Source organism: Arthrobacter oryzae, from assembly GCF_030812315.1.
Taxonomy (GTDB): domain Bacteria; phylum Actinomycetota; class Actinomycetes; order Actinomycetales; family Micrococcaceae; genus Arthrobacter; species Arthrobacter oryzae_B.
In genome coordinates, this window is the sequence record NZ_JAUSSM010000003.1 from 287,103 (window position 1) to 300,805 (window position 13,703).

Consider the following 13,703-nt stretch of genomic DNA (forward strand, 5'->3'; position numbering starts at 1 on the left):
CATCCGGTCGATCATTTGCGGAAGATGCAGCTAGGGATTAAAGGCCCGCCCAGGACTGGTACTCGACATTTGCAGGCGGCTAGCCCGGCGGCTGGAGCCCGGCCGCGGCGGGAAGTTCCCGTCCCAGTGAGCGAAGGTAGGCGGCGAACCCCTGAGGTGCGCGGGCGTGCGTGCGCCCGGACGTCAGAACCCGGATCGTGTCAGTTGCCACCACGGCGAAGGCGCGCCGGCGAAGGCGTTCCACCAGGGCGCGGTCCTCGTGGACGTGCAGCCTGGGGAATCCGCCGGCGGCGAAGTAGGCAGACGCGCGGACGCCAAAGTTGGCGCCGTAAATGTGCGGATGGTCCTCCAGGAAGGGGTGCCGCTCCAGCCAGCGCCGAAGAATCACCGGGTCCATGCCGGCAGGATCAGGTTCCACGGAACCCAGGACGGCGTCCGCCCCGGCGTCGGCCAGTTCCACCTGGTGCAGCAGCCAATGCTCCGGAACGGCGGAGTCGGCGTCGGTATTGGCCAGCCAGGTGCGGCTTGCCTCGGGATCCGCAGGGGCCAGTGCGGCCCTGACCCCGGCAGCTCGGCTCGACCCGGTGCTGCGCAGCCGGACGTCGACGGCCGCAAAGCGCGCGTCCGCAAGGACGTACGCTGCAGTGATTTCCGCAGTACGGTCCGTGCAGCTGTCCAGCACCACGGTGACTGTGGCCCGGACGTCCGGACGTTCCCGCTGCAACGCGTCGGCGGCGGCCCGCAGCGAGGCCAGTGCCCGGCCGATGTGCTGGTCCTCATTGTGGGCCGGCATCACCACTGCAACCCGGCTGATGCCCTGCCCGGCGGGAAGGGGATCCGCCGGCGGATAACCCTGTGCCTGCTCAGTCATCCCGCGGGCTTCCGGAGCCTTGGCCAGGATTCCCCGCCACACCGGAATTCCCGGCCAGACCCGGGTCCCCTTGCGGGGCCACGAACACTTCGAGGACGAAGTCCTTCTCGCGGTACAAGCCCTTGGTGGGCCACCGGAGCTGCCGGCGTGCCAGGGCGTGGACCGTGTCGCCGTCGAGCTGCCAGCCCGCGACGGGGTGCCGCCAGTGACAGAGGACCAGCGTTCCGCCGGGGTTCATCGAGGCTTGCACCCGGGTGAACAGCTCGGCCAGTTCGCCGGGCGTCAGGTAGTACCCCATCTCCGAAACGGCGACCAGGTCGAAGGTACCCCCGGGCCACTGCTGCGGAACGGTGAGGTGCAGGGTCCGCGCGGACGCATGGCCGGACAGCCGTTCCGCGGCCTGGACCAGGGCGGCGCTGCTCGCGTCCGCCGCCACGAACTCCCGGCAGCGGGCAGCAAGCTCCACGCTGAGTGTCCCGATGGAACAGCCGATTTCCAGCCCGGCGCCGTAGTCAGCCTCAGGCAGGATGGCGAGCGTAAGCGCCCGTTTGCGCCGCTCATACCAGCTGCTGGTGTAGCTCCACGGGTCGGCGCTCCCGCCGTGCACGGCGTCGAAGATCCGTTCGGCGTCACCCGCGCTGTTGGTTCCGCCGGCGGGTCCGTGCCAGGCGAACGTTTCCCAACGCCGGGAAAAGTGCTCCAGGAAGGCCCCGGAAAGGAGCGCCTCGTCACCGGGCTGGGCGGACAACGGCCGTGTCTGCGATGAGTGGGCGTTCATGGCCTTTGCCTTGGCCCGCTGCTCGTCCGGCGTCAGCGGCACCCGGACCCATGACTGCCAGGCGCGATCCGCGGGCGATGCCCACAGCCAGTACCAGACAGGGTATTCCAGCAGCCCGTGACCGCCTTCCGCCGCCACTTCCGCCGCCACCGAACCCAGGACATCATGGTCCGCGTGGCCGTCGGCGCGGTAGGGCGCCACGATGGCCACCTGATTCCCCGGGCGGCCTGAAGCGGCGATCGCTTCCCGCACGGCCGCCGCGATGCGGTGACGGTCGGCGGCAAGCTGTCCGTCCGGAAGGTGCAGGAAACGCCAGGAAGCGGCCGGAACCAGTTCGGACAGAGCCTCCCCGAACTCGCCTAGCCGGACGGCGGCGAGCTGTTCCGGCGTCGTCGTCCGTGACTCCGGGTGCGACGCCTCCCCGGCAGTGCAGAGCAGCACGTCGACTGCCGCACCGGCAGCGTGCAGCCGGGACAGGAATCCGCCGGCGCCCAGGGTTTCATCGTCCGGATGCGCGGCCAGCACAATGAAGGTCATGGCTGCGAGTTCGCCCGCATCGAGGGGAAGCTCCGGGAGGACGGCCAGGCCGCTGGCCTCCCACTCGGACTCGGCAGTGCCGGTGTCCGCGTGCGAGAAGGTCACCATGAGCGGTCCCCTTTCAGTGTCCGGGCGCCGAGCTGGGCATCGTCCCGCATGGCGTGGTGCTGGCGGATGTAGAGCGACAGGTCCGCCATGCGTTTTCCGTACGCTTCGTTGAAGGCCAGGGGGCCAGGCCCCAGATTCTGCGCCACCAGGGATTGGACGCGTTCGACGGCGGCTGCAACGGTGCCGCGGACGCGCAGGGCCTCGCTCCACGCGCCGGAGCCGGACAGTTCGCCGGCGTCGATCCGGCCCGCGGTCCGCGCGAGGTAGCCGGAGAGGGACGTGAGGATCCGGTCCGTTTCGCCCAGGTGGGCCAGTGCGATCTGGTCCGGCTCCCGCCCGTTGTCCGCGGCGGCTGCCAGCGCGGAGCTGAAGTCCCGCGCCACGGCAACGGCCCCGCCGAACCAGCACGCCGCAACGCCCATGCCGCCCCAGGCAAAACCGGGACGAGTGAAGTACCAGTCCGGTCCGCCGACCGGAACGGCGCTGACCCCGTCGAAGTGCACGGTGCCACTGGGGATCTCGCGAAGGCCCCGGCTGGTCCACTGCGGGGTTTCACAGGAAACCCCGGGGGCGTGCAGGTCGACGGCGAAAGCCGCCCTGCCGTCCGCAAGATGGGCGGTCAGGACGGCCCCATCCAGATGGGCAGCCAGGGAGCACCACGGCTTGGAACCGTTCAGGACGTATGTCCCCGCGCCGTCCGCAGCTGCCTCGAGCCGCAACCCCGGCCCTTCGGCGGCAAACACGCCCCAGGCTGTCTCCGCCATTTCAGGGTCGAGGGCACCGGCCTGGGACAGAATGGCGACGGCGTCAAGGTGCGGTTCGAGCACCCGGCCGGCCGCCACGTCAACGGCGGTCACGGATGCCAGCAGTTCCCACAACCGGGCAGTGCTGCCCTCCCCCGGAAGGGGCGCTGTCCGCCCGATGTCCCGCGCCAGTGCCAGCAGCGCCGGGACATCTCCCACCGCTTCGCCCACCGAACCAAGCAGCGGCGCCATGGCGTCGAGCCGGTCCGGCGAGGAACTGATCCGCACAGGCTGCTGTCCCGCCGGAACTCCGCTCCGGTCCGTTAGCGCGCCATCGGCGCCATGCCTGTCGGAACCATGCCTGTCGGAACCCATTCCTCGGACCGTTGCGGGTTTCAGTCTTCGTCCGGAGCCGTGACGGAGGCCGCCGGGGTCATTGTTTCGGCGTTCACCATCCAGGCCAACTGCTCGAGCCGGGCAATTCCGGCGTGCAGGAGGTCGGCGCTGGTGGGATCTTCCTCGTCAACCTCGTCATGGACGTCGCGCATGGTCTTCACGGTCCGCTCCAGCCGTGCCGTAATCAGCTTGACGGCGTCCTTGGTGGAGGTGAGCCCCGCGGGGAACTGTTCCAGCCGGGTATCCGAGGACACCGTGGCGCTGCGGCCATCGGGCAGTGTGTGCAGGGCGCGCATGCGCTCGGCCGTCTCGTCCGCGAACAGCCGGACGCTCGTGACGATTTCATCGAGCTGAAGGTGGAGATCCCGAAAGTTGGTTCCCACGATGTTCCAGTGCGCCTGCTTGCCCTGGACGTGAAGTTCGATCAGGTCCGTGAGGACCATCTGGAGATTGGTGGCAAGGGTCGGTGAAGCCTTCATTTCTTCCTCCACTGCAGGCGAAGCGGGACGGGTCCGTCCGGCATTAGCTTATTCTAAGCATACTTAGCATCTTGGTGGACTCCGCTTCTCCGAGGGCGGAACCGGCAGGCGTCCCGCCGGGGCCTCAGCGGACCACGGCCAGCGCGAATCCGTCCCAGCCCTTTGACCCGACGGTCTGCATGACCGTCCCGTCAAGGCGCGGGTCCTCCCCCATCATTTCCAGGGCGCTGATGATTCCCGGGGCATTGATCTCGTCCAGGGACGGATCGAGCAGCGCGCCCTCCCACACCACGTTGTCCATCACGATGGCGGTGCCCGGCCGGCCCAGCCTGACGGCCCAGTCGAGGTACTGCGGGTTGTTTTCCTTGTCCGCATCGATGAACACAAAGTCGAAGGGTCCCCGGCCGTCATCGAGCAGCTGCGGAAGCGTGTCCAGCGCGGCGCCCACACGGATGTCCACTTTGCTCCCGATGCCCGCGGCGTCCACGTTGGCGCGCGCCACCTGGGCATGCTTGGGGAGGTACTCACAGGTGACCAGCTCGCCGTCGTCGGGCAGTCCCTGGGCCATCCAGATGGTGCTGAAGCCGGCCAGCGTCCCGATCTCCAGGACCCGCCGGGCCCCTGACAGCTGCACCAGCAGCTTGAGCAGCTTCCCGGCGTTGGGCGCCACTTCGATGGGCGGCATCCCGGCCTCGACGGCGGACGCTACTGCCCGCTGGAGCGGGCTTCCGGGGCGGACCACGACGTCGGAAAGGTACTCCTCGACGGCCACCCACTGGGGTTCTGGCTTGTGCTCAATCATGGGGCCAGTCTTGCAGTTGCCGCTCCTCCGTGGGAAGGGCCGGGAAACCCTCGGCCGCGCCTGCGCGGGAACGGTTGTTGGCTGTACTAGCCCTGGACGCTGGTGATGGCGTTTTCCAGCCGCTCCACTTTGCCGGTGAGCTCGCCGGAATACCCCGGGCGGATGTCCGCCTTGATGACCAGCGAGACGCGGCTGCCGAAGCGGCCCACAGCCTCGGTGGCCTGTTTGACGACGGCGAACACCTCGTCCCACTCACCCTCGATGGTGGTGAACATGGAATCCGTGCGGTTCGGCAGGCCGGAGTCCCGGACGATTTTGACGGCGGCAGCAACGGCGTCGTGAACGGACGCGTCGGCGGACGCACCGCTGGCGGCGGCCGACTCCCCTGCCAGGTGCGGGGGCTGGCCGGAGGGTGCGACTGAGAATGCAAGCAACATGGACCCAGTCTGCCACAGCGGATTTCGTCGATACATTCGTCATATACGGGTACATTCGCCGCTACCAATCAGTAACCCGGGCGCTCAGCCGCCGCGTTGCTAACCTTGAAAAATGAACCTCGCAGTGGAACGCAAGCCCCTCCGTGCGGATGCTGCGCGCAACGTGGACAAGATCATCACCGCGGCCCGCAAGTGCTTCCGTGAGTACGGCCCGGAAGTGCCGCTGCAGACCATCGCCGTCACGGCAGGTGTTGGACCCGCCACCCTCTTCCGTAACTTCGCGGACAAGGAGCAGCTGGTACTCGCCGCTCTCAACCGCCAGCTGCGCCTGCAGGTGGACCCCGTGATCGACGACGCGTTGGCCGGACCCGATGCGGCCGCCGGGCTGTTCCGCGTATTCGATGCGCTGATGGCGGCCGCCAGCGAGGATGCCAACCTGCTCGGAGCGGTGGCCGGCCGCCGCGGCCTGCTGACAGGAATCACCGGCAGCCTCTTTGAGTCCGTCGCCGTCCTGCTGGGCCGCGGCCAGGGTCAGGGGACCCTGCGGACCGACATCTCCATGACCGACGTGATCCGCCTGCTGGCCATGCTGATTGGCGTGGTGGACACCATGGAGCCCGGGTCGGACGCCTGGCGGCGGCCCGTGGCACTCGTGGAGGATGCCATCCGCGCCGAGCGGCCGCACCGGCCGCTGCCTCCCCAGTCGCCGCTGCCCGGAACGGCATTCGATTCAGTCCTCCTGCCCTGATTCATCCTCCGGCCGGTCCGTGTCTTCGTGCAGCCAGTCTTCATGCAGCCGGCCGGCGTCTTCTGAGCCTCGGCTGTAAGGCGCCCTGCCGTCCGGCGCGCTGAGCTCGTCCAGCCGCTCATTCAGGGCGTGGGCCAGGATATCCCTCTGCAGGGCCGGCAGCGCGATGGCACCGTGGATGTAGGCCTCAACTTCGAACTGTCCAGCGATGCCGCCGATGCTGAAATACCTCAGCCACAGTTCTTCAATGCCCAAGTCGGCATTCCGGAGCATCTCTTCGAAGCGAAGCCGCTGCTCATCCTCGTCCTTGCCCAGGGCCAAAGCGCACCCCCGCTCACCGGGGTGGCTGGGTGGAGGACACCAGCTCTGCGGAGACGTCGCGCAGCGACTTCCTTGCCCGCCGTGACTCCATCAGGAGGTCCTGCATGGCTGTGTCCTCATCCAGGCCGTGCCGGGCCATCAGGATTCCCTTGGCCACGGCGATGATTTCGCGGTGCGCCAGGGCATCCCGAAGGTCCTCGCTGAGGGTCCGGGCACTTTCGCGGGCCTGCACGTTGATCAGGAATATGGTGGCCTGGGCCGCGAAGAGCTCCAGCAGGCGCACTGTGCTGCGGTCGAAGCTGTCCTCATGGCGGGCATAGAGCTTCACGGCGCCCAGGGTGGAGTCGCCTGCGAGCAGCGGCGCGCTAACGGAGGAGCGGAGCCCCAGTTCGGCGGCAGCTCGTGCCCACTCGGGCCAGCGATGATCGTTCGCGGCGTCATTGATTAGCACCGGTTCACCACTTGCCCAGGCCAGCAGGCATGGCCCTTGGCCAAGCTCGTACTGGCTTGCGTCGGCAAGCTCGACCAACGGGTTCGAGGCACCTGCCGTGTGCTTTCGGCCGTCCGTGTCGATCAGCGTGACGCCGGCCCCCGCCGCGCCCGGCACGGCCATCTCCGCGGCGGCGGTAATCAGTTCGAGGGCCCTGGACACTGTCTCGTCCGTCAGCAGGAGCTCGGATGCCCGGGCAAAAACGGCGGCCAGCTCATCCGCCAAGGGAAGTTTCACCGCCATGCCTGCACCGGTTCCACTGCTATTGCCGCCCTTCGCGCGTCGACTGGACCTCTAATAAGCATATCCGCAGGGACGTGGTCAGCCGTCGAAGTGGGTCGTGCCCGATGTCGTTTCGAAGTTGCGCAGCAGCTCCTCGGCCACCACGCGGAGCTTGACGTTGCGGTGGCTGGAGACCTTGTTCAGGATGGAGAATGCCTCGGCCTGCGAGCAGCGGCTCTGGCCCATCACGATGCCCGAGGCGAGATTGATGCCCGTGCGGGATTTCATGGCTTCGAAGCCAGGATGCTGAACCGCCGGGCCCTGGTGACTGCCCGGCTGTACCGCGGCCAGCGGGTGTCGCTCCTGGTATCCGGGACGGACACGGTTTGTCCAGAGTCCAGGGCGGCCAGGGACGGGCTTCGGCCGGTGGCCTTCTGGATTTCGTCGAGAAGCCTCGTCCCCGGTCCGCTGCCCGCGGCCGTCAGGGTCCGCCGGTCCCGCATCAGCGTTACTGTGCACAGCTGGGGCAGCCCGGTGGCTTTCCCGATGAATGCGGCAGAGAATACGGCCAGCTCGTGGAGGAACCCGGGAACATCGGCGCTGTCCAGGACCAAGTCCTGCAGCCGTTCGGCCAGGTAGGGCCTCAGCCGGACGCCGCTCATGACCCTGGACCCGCTATTCGGCTTGCTTCTCCCGGGGCTCCGGCCCGGTGTCCCGGGCAGGAGGAGACTCTCTGTCGGAATCTTCGTCGCTAGTGGTGCCGCCGTGTGATTCGTCTTTGGCGGCCGATTCCTTCAGGTGTGCCTGCACATGGGCCTCGTGCAGTTGATCGGCTTCCTGCAGGTGTTGCTGGAGCTTTTCCTCGGCGTCCCTGCGGCGACGGGACACCTCCCGCATTTCACGGGTGGATTCGGACCCGGCCGAGGGGACATATGGCCTTGTTTGAGGGTCTTTGTTGGCAGCAGGAACGGCGGGCGCTTGTTCTTCGCTCATGTTCGAATACTTTCACAGCAGGATCAAGGCGGCTAGGGCCTAATGGCCGTCGCCACCTTTCCGGCCTAGCTCCAGCCCAGCAGCCGCAGCCCGGCCGCCGCTCCCGCCCCGGCCAGGACCACCACCAGGAAGGGCGCCCTGAGCCACAGCGCGATTCCCGCCGCGGCCAGGGCGCCCATCCGGGCGTCGAAGGCCAGCGTCTGGCCGGATGCCACTGCGTTCACAATGGTGAGCGAGGCCAGCAGGCCGATGGTCATGGTCCCCGCGATCCGGGACATCCGCGGGTGGCGAAGCAGGCTCGCCGGGACCAAATAGCCCAGGAGTTTCCAGGCGTAGCCAAGAAGGCAGGCAAGCAGCAGCCACACCCAAAGATTCACTTTGCGTCACCCCCCGAATGGGGATGACTGCGATGGGGATGACTGCGATGCGGGTGACGGTGGGGATCACTGCCCGGGTGATGGTGCTCGGCGTAGGGGTCCATATCGGGTTCCAGGCCTTCGTCGCTGCGGCCGTGGCTGAACCAGCCGATCACGGCAGCCACGACCGCCGCGATCAGGATGGGAACCCCTCCGGGCACGAACGGTACGGCCAGGACGGTGGCAAGGGCACACACCACGGCGATGGCCACCGGCTCGCGGCCTTTGAGCCGCGGCCACAGCAGGCCGAGGAAGGCAGCAACCGCGGCGCCGTCGAGCCCCCACTGCTTGGGGTCCCCCAAAGCGCTGCCTGCAAGCGCACCCACTGCAGTGAACACGTTCCAGAGCACGAAGATGCCGACGCCCGCGGTCCAGAACCCCCGCCTCTGCTCGTCGGGATCGGTCTGCCCGGTGCTGGTGGCGGTTGATTCGTCGATGGTGACGTGGGCGGCAGCGAACTTTCGCCACCCGCGCGGCTGCAGCAGCGCGTTGAGCTGCATGCCGTAGATACCGTTGCGCATGCCCAGGAGCGTGGCCGCGCCCATGGCAGCGACGCCGGAGCCGCCGCCGGCCACCACGCCGATGAACGCGAACTGCGAACCGCCGCTGAAGAGGAGCAGGCTCAGCGCCATGGTCTGCCAGAAATCAAGGCCGGACGTGACGCCGAGCGCCCCGAAGGAAATCCCGTACAGCCCTGTGGCGATGCTGATGGAAAGCCCGACGCGCACGGCTGGGGACTGAAGCAGTTTCATGGCCACAGGCCGGCCCCACATCCGGCGGCAGGCCGCCGAAGGCCAGGCTTCCGCAGCGCAGGCTTCCGCAGCGCAGGCTTCCGCAGGGCAGGCTGCCGCAGGCTCCAGGCCCAGAGGATCAGCGGGGCCTGCAGCGGCAGCCGCGCGGTGTGCACCTTCCGTTGCCCGTGCGTCCCGGCCGGGCCGTAGGCCCGGCGCAGGGCATCGGCATGCCCGGCCAGGAAGACCGTAAACATGGCGGTGACGCCCGCCGCGGCGGCCTTGCGGGTGGCCGGGATCAGGAGTCCGACGGCGGCGCCCGCCTCAAGCAGGCCGCTGAGCGCCACCCATTCATCGCGGGTCATCACGGCGAACGGGCCGTTGGGCCGGTCGCCGGAGTCGTCGCGGCACAGGAAATCGGGAACCACCTGGTGGAAGAACGCGGGGTCGCGGAAGTGCTTCATGGCGCTCGTCAGCAGGAGTGCGCTCATGGCAGCCGCGGAGAGGGTCTGGGTGGCCCGGCCGGACCAGGTGAATGGCATGGATCCATGCAACCACAGCCACGGACGCCCCGGGTAACCGCCGGTTCAGCTGACGGGGTGGCTGCTTTCCGAGAGCTGGGCCAGCACCTGTGCCGGCCGGTTGGTGGTGATTTCGTGGATCCCCAGTTCCTGGCACAGCTGCACATCCCGTTCCGAGTCCACGGTCCACACCCTGAACCTGCGGCCGGAGTCCATCCACCGCCGGACGGCCCGGGCGTGCTGGCGGACATAGTCGATGCCCGGGCCGGCCAGCCTGACCTCGCAGTCGTTCAGGATCCGTTCTCCTTCCACCTGTGCGGCCCGCATAACGTTCGCCACGGCCCCGCCCGTGATGATTCCCAGGCCAAGTTCCTCACGGACTTCGTCCACGGTGATGTCGTCCACCAGCTGGCAGATGAACTCGGAAGGGACGGTAGCAAGCAGGTGCCTCACTGCGTCGGGGCTGAAGCTCATGAAGGTGACAGTGACGTTGTCCACCTTCGAGGTCCGTGCATCCCAGCCTTCCGAGGCCAGCACCTCGAGCACCCGGTCCTCCAGCTGCAGCAGGTAGGGGCTCGGGTGCTTGAGTTCAATGGCGAGCCCGATTTCGCGGCCCGCTGCCCGGAGGATGTCCAGCAGTTCCGGCAGCGTCAGCAGCTGGTCGGACTTCCCGCCGTACTCGAGCGGAATCCGGGCGCCCTTCCACGAGGAAAAATCCAGCAGCCGCAGCTCATTGAGGGTCCGGTCGGCCACGGGACCGGTGCCGTCCGAGGTGCGGTCCAGGTTCGCGTCGTGCAGCAGGACAACATGCTGGTCCCGGCTGAGGTGGACATCGCATTCCACGCCGTCGGCGCCCTCGGCAATGGCACGGAGGTAAGCGGCCCGGGTGTGCTCCGCGAACGCGGCACTGGAACCGCGGTGGGCGTAGACCAGCGGCCGGGTGGAAGCGGACTCGTCGGTAGTCATGGTGACACGTTAGCGGACACCCGCCACGGATGCGGGGCTAGGCTGGGCACATGCAGGTGAATAGTGAACAAACCACCCGTCCCGCTGCAACGCGCCCGCCGCATGCCGGCTCACCCGCTACCGGTGCCGCCGTCGTCGATCCCGGGCTGGGCGGTGATGCCGAAAAAGCCGCCGCGCTGCGCAAGATGAAACTCCTGGCGCTGGGACTGCTGATCGTCATGGCGGTGATTTTCGTCTTCGCGTTCGCCCTGCAGAAGCAGTACCCGTGGCTGCAGTACGTGCGGGCTGCGGCGGAAGGCGGCATGGTGGGCGCCCTCGCGGACTGGTTCGCCGTGACAGCCCTGTTCAAGTACCCCATGGGCATCAAGATCCCGCACACAGCCATCATTCCGCGCCGCAAGGACCAGATCGGCGCGTCGCTGGGCGAGTTCGTGGAGACCAATTTCCTGTCCGAACAGGTGGTCCAGGAAAAGCTCGCCTCCGTGGACATCGCACGGAAGGTGGGCGCCTGGCTGTCCGGTCCCGGCGGCCCCGAGCGGGTGGCCAAGGAAGGTGCCGCCGTGATCCGCGGCGCGTTCAAGGTGTTGAACGACGACGACGTCCAGGCAGTGATCGAGAGCATGGTCCGCAAGCACCTGCTCGCTCCGCCGTGGGGACCGCCGGTGGGCCGGCTCGCCGAGCGGATCTTCGCCGACGGGCACCACCACACTCTGGTGGACCTGCTGGTGGACCGGACGGTTGACTGGGTCAGGGACAACCACGAGACAGTGAGCAGGCTGGTCTCGGACCGCTCCCCGCAGTGGGTCCCGCAGTTCGTGGACGGGCTGGTGGGAGACAAGGTCTACGTGGAGATCCTCAAGTTCACCAAGGCGGTGCAGGCCGATCCGCAGCACCAGGTCCGGCAATCCATCGACAAATACCTGACCGATCTGGCCCAGGACCTGCAGCACGACCCCGTGATGATCGCCCGGGCCGAGGGCATCAAGGCGCAGGTGCTGGGCGACCCCGAGGTGCGCGAACTGGCATCCCGCACCTGGGGCACCATCAAGGCGGCACTGCTCAGCGCCGTCGACGATCCGCACAGCGAACTGACCATCAAGTTCAAGGCTGCCGTGCACGACTTCGGCACCCGGCTCGTCGTGGACCCCGAACTGGCGGGCAAGGTCAACGCGTGGATCGGCGACGCTGCCGGCTACCTCGTGAAGACCTACCGTTCGGACATCGCCGGCGTCATCACGGAGACCGTGGCGCGCTGGGATGCCGAGGAGACCTCACGGAAGATTGAGCTGCAGGTGGGCAAGGACCTGCAGTTCATCCGGATCAACGGCACGGTGGTGGGCGCCCTGGCCGGCCTGGCCATTTTCGCGGTGGCGCACCTGGTCTTCGGCTAACCACCCAGCGCGAACGGACACTTGAGGCCCGGCAACGAAGGGCCTCAAGTGTCCGTTCGCGCTTAAGGGCTGCGTGGCTGGGGGCTAGGCGAAGGATTCCAGTTCCACGCCGGCTGCTTCCAGCGCCTTGCGGACGGCGGTTGCCGTGTCGACAGCGCCGGGGGTGCCGCCGTGCAGGCACAGCGAATGCGGCTGAAGCCTGATCAGGGAGCCGTCCACGGCCTCCACTTCCCCGTGCATGGCCAGCCGGACCGCACGTTCGGCGACCTCCCTGGCGTCCTGCAGCAGTGCGCCGTCTTCGGAGCGCGGCACCAGTGTTCCGTCCGGCAGGTAGGCGCGGTCCGCGAAGGCCTCGTGGAACACGGGGTGGCCGGCCTCGGCTGCGAACGACAGGAGTGCGGACCCCTGCTGGCCCAGGATGGGCAGCCCGGGGTCGTAGGCCTGGACGGCGGCGATGACGGCGGAGGCCTGTTCGGCGTCGTGCACCGTGCGGTCGTACAGCGCACCGTGGGCCTTGACGAAGTCCACGGATGCCCCCACGGCGTGCGCAACGCCGTCGAGCGCGCCAAGCTGGTAGAGGACGGCCCCGAAGAGGTCGTCGAAGGTCATGTCGATGGACCGGAGGCCAAAGCCGGGGAGGTCCGGGTACCCGACGTGGGCACCCACACGGACGTCCAGTTCAAAGGCAGCCCTGCAGGTGTCCAGCATGGTGACGGGGTCCCCGGCGTGCAGGCCGCAGGCCACGCTGGCGCTGGTGATGAGCGGGAACATGGCGGCATCGTCCCCCATGGTCCAGGAGCCGAAGGACTCCCCCAGGTCAGCGTTCAGATCCAAGGAATCCGCCTTTCAAGGTTGAGTCCCCACCGGGGGTGTTTGTGCCGGCGGGTTTGTCCCCGGCGGAATCAATCGCGGGCGCGCCGGCGGTGCCGCCGGGTGACGTGTTGCCGCGTGTCAGTTCGCCGGGGATCGTGTCCGGCATGGGGCCAAAGGCCTCTTTGGCGTTGGCCACGACGGCGCGTCCCATCACGCGGTTGCCCACGCCTCCCACCACTGCTCCGACGCCGAACGGCAGTGCCCGGCCCAGGAGCGCGGTCCCCTGCCGCTGCAGCAGGTTGCGGAGGAACGCCCGCTGGATGCGGTCCCGCACCGACCCGAAGCCGGGGAATGAAGTCTTGCGTGCGAACGCGGAACCCCAGGCGTCCGCGGGGCCCTTGCTCCTGCCCGCGGCCTGTCCGCTGAGGCTTCCGAGCAGGGCAGTCCCTTCCTCGCCCAGCATGATGGCCATGACCAGCGTGCTGGCCTTCTCGGGATCGACCATGCGGATGCCGTGCAGCTCGGCCAGGGACGTGGCGTACAGGGCGGTGGCTTCGAGGAAGCCTATGGTGGCTGCCGCGGAAAGTCCCAGCGCGGCGACCGTGCCAACGCCAGGGATGACGGCCGTGCCGCCCACGAGGGCGCCGCCGCCGGTCACGGCGAACAGGTAGTCGCGTTCCAGCTTGTCCGCCAGTTGCGCGGCCGTGGCTCGCGGGTGCCTGCGCTGGAGCCGCCGGAGGTTGGCCAGTACCAGCGGGCGCTGGATCTCGACGGCCCGCAGGAGCATGCTGTGCAGTCCTGGCTTTGGCTTGCCTTGGGAGTCGAACACCGCCTTGTGGGCGGTCTTTTGTGCAATTTTCATTGCCGGGTTCTGCCGCATGGCCATCGTCACCTTTCCTGGAACGGGAACAAGCCGCCGGTGCAATCATGGTTGGCAACC

Annotated in this window: 19 protein-coding genes; 2 read left to right on the forward strand and 17 right to left on the reverse strand. The window is 68.1% G+C overall.

Annotated features, from left to right (window positions below; genetic code table 11):
- Positions 1–79: 79 nt before the first annotated feature.
- From J2S97_RS08145 to J2S97_RS08170, 6 genes are all read right to left on the reverse strand, one after another.
- Positions 80–871: a glycosyltransferase gene (locus J2S97_RS08145; protein WP_307048176.1), complete on the reverse strand. Its 792-nt coding sequence runs from the start codon at positions 869–871 to the stop codon at positions 80–82.
- Positions 864–2,294, reverse strand: coding sequence for a bifunctional PIG-L family deacetylase/class I SAM-dependent methyltransferase (locus J2S97_RS08150; RefSeq protein WP_307048177.1), 1,431 nt, complete (start codon positions 2,292–2,294; stop codon positions 864–866). Before J2S97_RS08150 ends, J2S97_RS08145 begins: the two co-directional genes overlap by 8 nt.
- Positions 2,288–3,289, reverse strand: coding sequence for an acyl-CoA dehydrogenase family protein (locus tag J2S97_RS08155; RefSeq protein WP_307048591.1), 1,002 nt, complete (start codon positions 3,287–3,289; stop codon positions 2,288–2,290). Before J2S97_RS08155 ends, J2S97_RS08150 begins: the two co-directional genes overlap by 7 nt.
- A 143-nt stretch (positions 3,290–3,432) precedes the next feature.
- A complete protein-coding gene (locus J2S97_RS08160) occupies positions 3,433–3,912 on the reverse strand; it encodes a Dps family protein (protein ID WP_307048178.1) in 480 nt (159 codons plus the stop codon).
- A 124-nt stretch (positions 3,913–4,036) separates the two neighbouring features.
- Positions 4,037–4,714, reverse strand: coding sequence for an O-methyltransferase (locus tag J2S97_RS08165; protein WP_307048179.1), 678 nt, complete (start codon positions 4,712–4,714; stop codon positions 4,037–4,039).
- An 86-nt stretch (positions 4,715–4,800) separates the two neighbouring features.
- Complete coding sequence (locus J2S97_RS08170) at positions 4,801–5,151, reverse strand: thiamine-binding protein (protein ID WP_307048180.1); 351 nt, start codon at positions 5,149–5,151, stop codon at positions 4,801–4,803.
- A gap of 112 nt (positions 5,152–5,263) precedes the next feature.
- Here J2S97_RS08170 and J2S97_RS08175 point away from each other — a divergent pair, with 112 nt between their 5' ends.
- On the forward strand, positions 5,264–5,899 hold the full coding sequence (locus tag J2S97_RS08175) for a TetR/AcrR family transcriptional regulator (RefSeq protein WP_307048181.1): 636 nt from the start codon (positions 5,264–5,266) through the stop codon (positions 5,897–5,899).
- On the opposite strand, the gene J2S97_RS08180 is transcribed toward J2S97_RS08175, so the two are convergent.
- From J2S97_RS08180 to J2S97_RS08220, 9 genes are all read right to left on the reverse strand, one after another.
- The gene (locus J2S97_RS08180) at positions 5,882–6,220 is read right to left on the reverse strand and encodes a hypothetical protein (RefSeq protein ID WP_307048182.1); all 339 of its coding nucleotides are present in this window, start codon (positions 6,218–6,220) and stop codon (positions 5,882–5,884) included. The genes J2S97_RS08175 and J2S97_RS08180 overlap by 18 nt on opposite strands.
- A 13-nt stretch (positions 6,221–6,233) precedes the next feature.
- The gene (locus tag J2S97_RS08185; RefSeq protein WP_307048183.1) at positions 6,234–6,953 is read right to left on the reverse strand and encodes a GAF and ANTAR domain-containing protein; all 720 of its coding nucleotides are present in this window, start codon (positions 6,951–6,953) and stop codon (positions 6,234–6,236) included.
- A gap of 78 nt (positions 6,954–7,031) precedes the next feature.
- Positions 7,032–7,220 (reverse strand): ANTAR domain-containing protein, encoded by a 189-nt coding sequence (locus J2S97_RS08190; protein ID WP_307048184.1) that lies wholly within the window; start codon positions 7,218–7,220, stop codon positions 7,032–7,034.
- Positions 7,217–7,594: a hypothetical protein gene (locus J2S97_RS08195; RefSeq protein ID WP_307048185.1), complete on the reverse strand. Its 378-nt coding sequence runs from the start codon at positions 7,592–7,594 to the stop codon at positions 7,217–7,219. The genes J2S97_RS08190 and J2S97_RS08195 overlap by 4 nt, the downstream gene beginning before the upstream one ends.
- Positions 7,595–7,607: 13 nt before the next feature.
- Positions 7,608–7,925: a hypothetical protein gene (locus tag J2S97_RS08200; protein ID WP_307048186.1), complete on the reverse strand. Its 318-nt coding sequence runs from the start codon at positions 7,923–7,925 to the stop codon at positions 7,608–7,610.
- 65 nt (positions 7,926–7,990) lie between these two features.
- Positions 7,991–8,302, reverse strand: coding sequence for an AzlD domain-containing protein (locus J2S97_RS08205; protein ID WP_307048188.1), 312 nt, complete (start codon positions 8,300–8,302; stop codon positions 7,991–7,993).
- Positions 8,299–9,093: an AzlC family ABC transporter permease gene (locus J2S97_RS08210; RefSeq protein ID WP_307048190.1), complete on the reverse strand. Its 795-nt coding sequence runs from the start codon at positions 9,091–9,093 to the stop codon at positions 8,299–8,301. Before J2S97_RS08210 ends, J2S97_RS08205 begins: the two co-directional genes overlap by 4 nt.
- Positions 9,090–9,614: a DoxX family protein gene (locus J2S97_RS08215; protein ID WP_307048192.1), complete on the reverse strand. Its 525-nt coding sequence runs from the start codon at positions 9,612–9,614 to the stop codon at positions 9,090–9,092. Before J2S97_RS08215 ends, J2S97_RS08210 begins: the two co-directional genes overlap by 4 nt.
- 45 nt (positions 9,615–9,659) lie before the next feature.
- A complete protein-coding gene (locus J2S97_RS08220) occupies positions 9,660–10,559 on the reverse strand; it encodes a glycerophosphodiester phosphodiesterase (RefSeq protein ID WP_307048194.1) in 900 nt (299 codons plus the stop codon).
- A gap of 50 nt (positions 10,560–10,609) precedes the next feature.
- Between J2S97_RS08220 and J2S97_RS08225 the strand changes: the two genes are divergently transcribed.
- On the forward strand, positions 10,610–11,950 hold the full coding sequence (locus J2S97_RS08225; RefSeq protein ID WP_307048196.1) for a DUF445 domain-containing protein: 1,341 nt from the start codon (positions 10,610–10,612) through the stop codon (positions 11,948–11,950).
- Between the two features lie 84 nt (positions 11,951–12,034).
- Here the strand turns inward: J2S97_RS08225 and J2S97_RS08230 are convergent, their stop codons facing one another.
- Both J2S97_RS08230 and J2S97_RS08235 read right to left on the reverse strand, forming a co-directional pair.
- Complete coding sequence (locus J2S97_RS08230) at positions 12,035–12,784, reverse strand: LamB/YcsF family protein (RefSeq protein ID WP_307048199.1); 750 nt, start codon at positions 12,782–12,784, stop codon at positions 12,035–12,037.
- On the reverse strand, positions 12,768–13,649 hold the full coding sequence (locus J2S97_RS08235) for a hypothetical protein (RefSeq protein ID WP_307048201.1): 882 nt from the start codon (positions 13,647–13,649) through the stop codon (positions 12,768–12,770). Before J2S97_RS08235 ends, J2S97_RS08230 begins: the two co-directional genes overlap by 17 nt.
- Positions 13,650–13,703: the final 54 nt, after the last annotated feature.

Bases quoted from the DNA above. Each gene is read 5' to 3' on its own strand.
- J2S97_RS08200 (WP_307048186.1), bottom strand. From the start codon at position 7,925: ATGAGCGAAGAACAAGCGCCCGCCGTTCCTGCTGCCAACAAAGACCCT.
- J2S97_RS08150 (WP_307048177.1), bottom strand. From the start codon at position 2,294: ATGGTGACCTTCTCGCACGCGGACACCGGCACTGCCGAGTCCGAGTGG.
- J2S97_RS08195 (WP_307048185.1), bottom strand. From the start codon at position 7,594: ATGAGCGGCGTCCGGCTGAGGCCCTACCTGGCCGAACGGCTGCAGGAC.
- J2S97_RS08175 (WP_307048181.1), top strand. From the start codon at position 5,264: ATGAACCTCGCAGTGGAACGCAAGCCCCTCCGTGCGGATGCTGCGCGC.
- J2S97_RS08215 (WP_307048192.1), bottom strand. From the start codon at position 9,614: ATGCCATTCACCTGGTCCGGCCGGGCCACCCAGACCCTCTCCGCGGCT.
- J2S97_RS08225 (WP_307048196.1), top strand. From the start codon at position 10,610: ATGCAGGTGAATAGTGAACAAACCACCCGTCCCGCTGCAACGCGCCCG.
- J2S97_RS08170 (WP_307048180.1), bottom strand. From the start codon at position 5,151: ATGTTGCTTGCATTCTCAGTCGCACCCTCCGGCCAGCCCCCGCACCTG.
- J2S97_RS08145 (WP_307048176.1), bottom strand. From the start codon at position 871: ATGACTGAGCAGGCACAGGGTTATCCGCCGGCGGATCCCCTTCCCGCC.
- J2S97_RS08190 (WP_307048184.1), bottom strand. From the start codon at position 7,220: ATGAAATCCCGCACGGGCATCAATCTCGCCTCGGGCATCGTGATGGGC.
- J2S97_RS08220 (WP_307048194.1), bottom strand. From the start codon at position 10,559: ATGACTACCGACGAGTCCGCTTCCACCCGGCCGCTGGTCTACGCCCAC.
- J2S97_RS08185 (WP_307048183.1), bottom strand. From the start codon at position 6,953: ATGGCGGTGAAACTTCCCTTGGCGGATGAGCTGGCCGCCGTTTTTGCC.
- J2S97_RS08235 (WP_307048201.1), bottom strand. From the start codon at position 13,649: ATGGCCATGCGGCAGAACCCGGCAATGAAAATTGCACAAAAGACCGCC.
- J2S97_RS08165 (WP_307048179.1), bottom strand. From the start codon at position 4,714: ATGATTGAGCACAAGCCAGAACCCCAGTGGGTGGCCGTCGAGGAGTAC.
- J2S97_RS08210 (WP_307048190.1), bottom strand. From the start codon at position 9,093: ATGAAACTGCTTCAGTCCCCAGCCGTGCGCGTCGGGCTTTCCATCAGC.
- J2S97_RS08160 (WP_307048178.1), bottom strand. From the start codon at position 3,912: ATGAAGGCTTCACCGACCCTTGCCACCAATCTCCAGATGGTCCTCACG.
- J2S97_RS08155 (WP_307048591.1), bottom strand. From the start codon at position 3,289: ATGGCGCCGCTGCTTGGTTCGGTGGGCGAAGCGGTGGGAGATGTCCCG.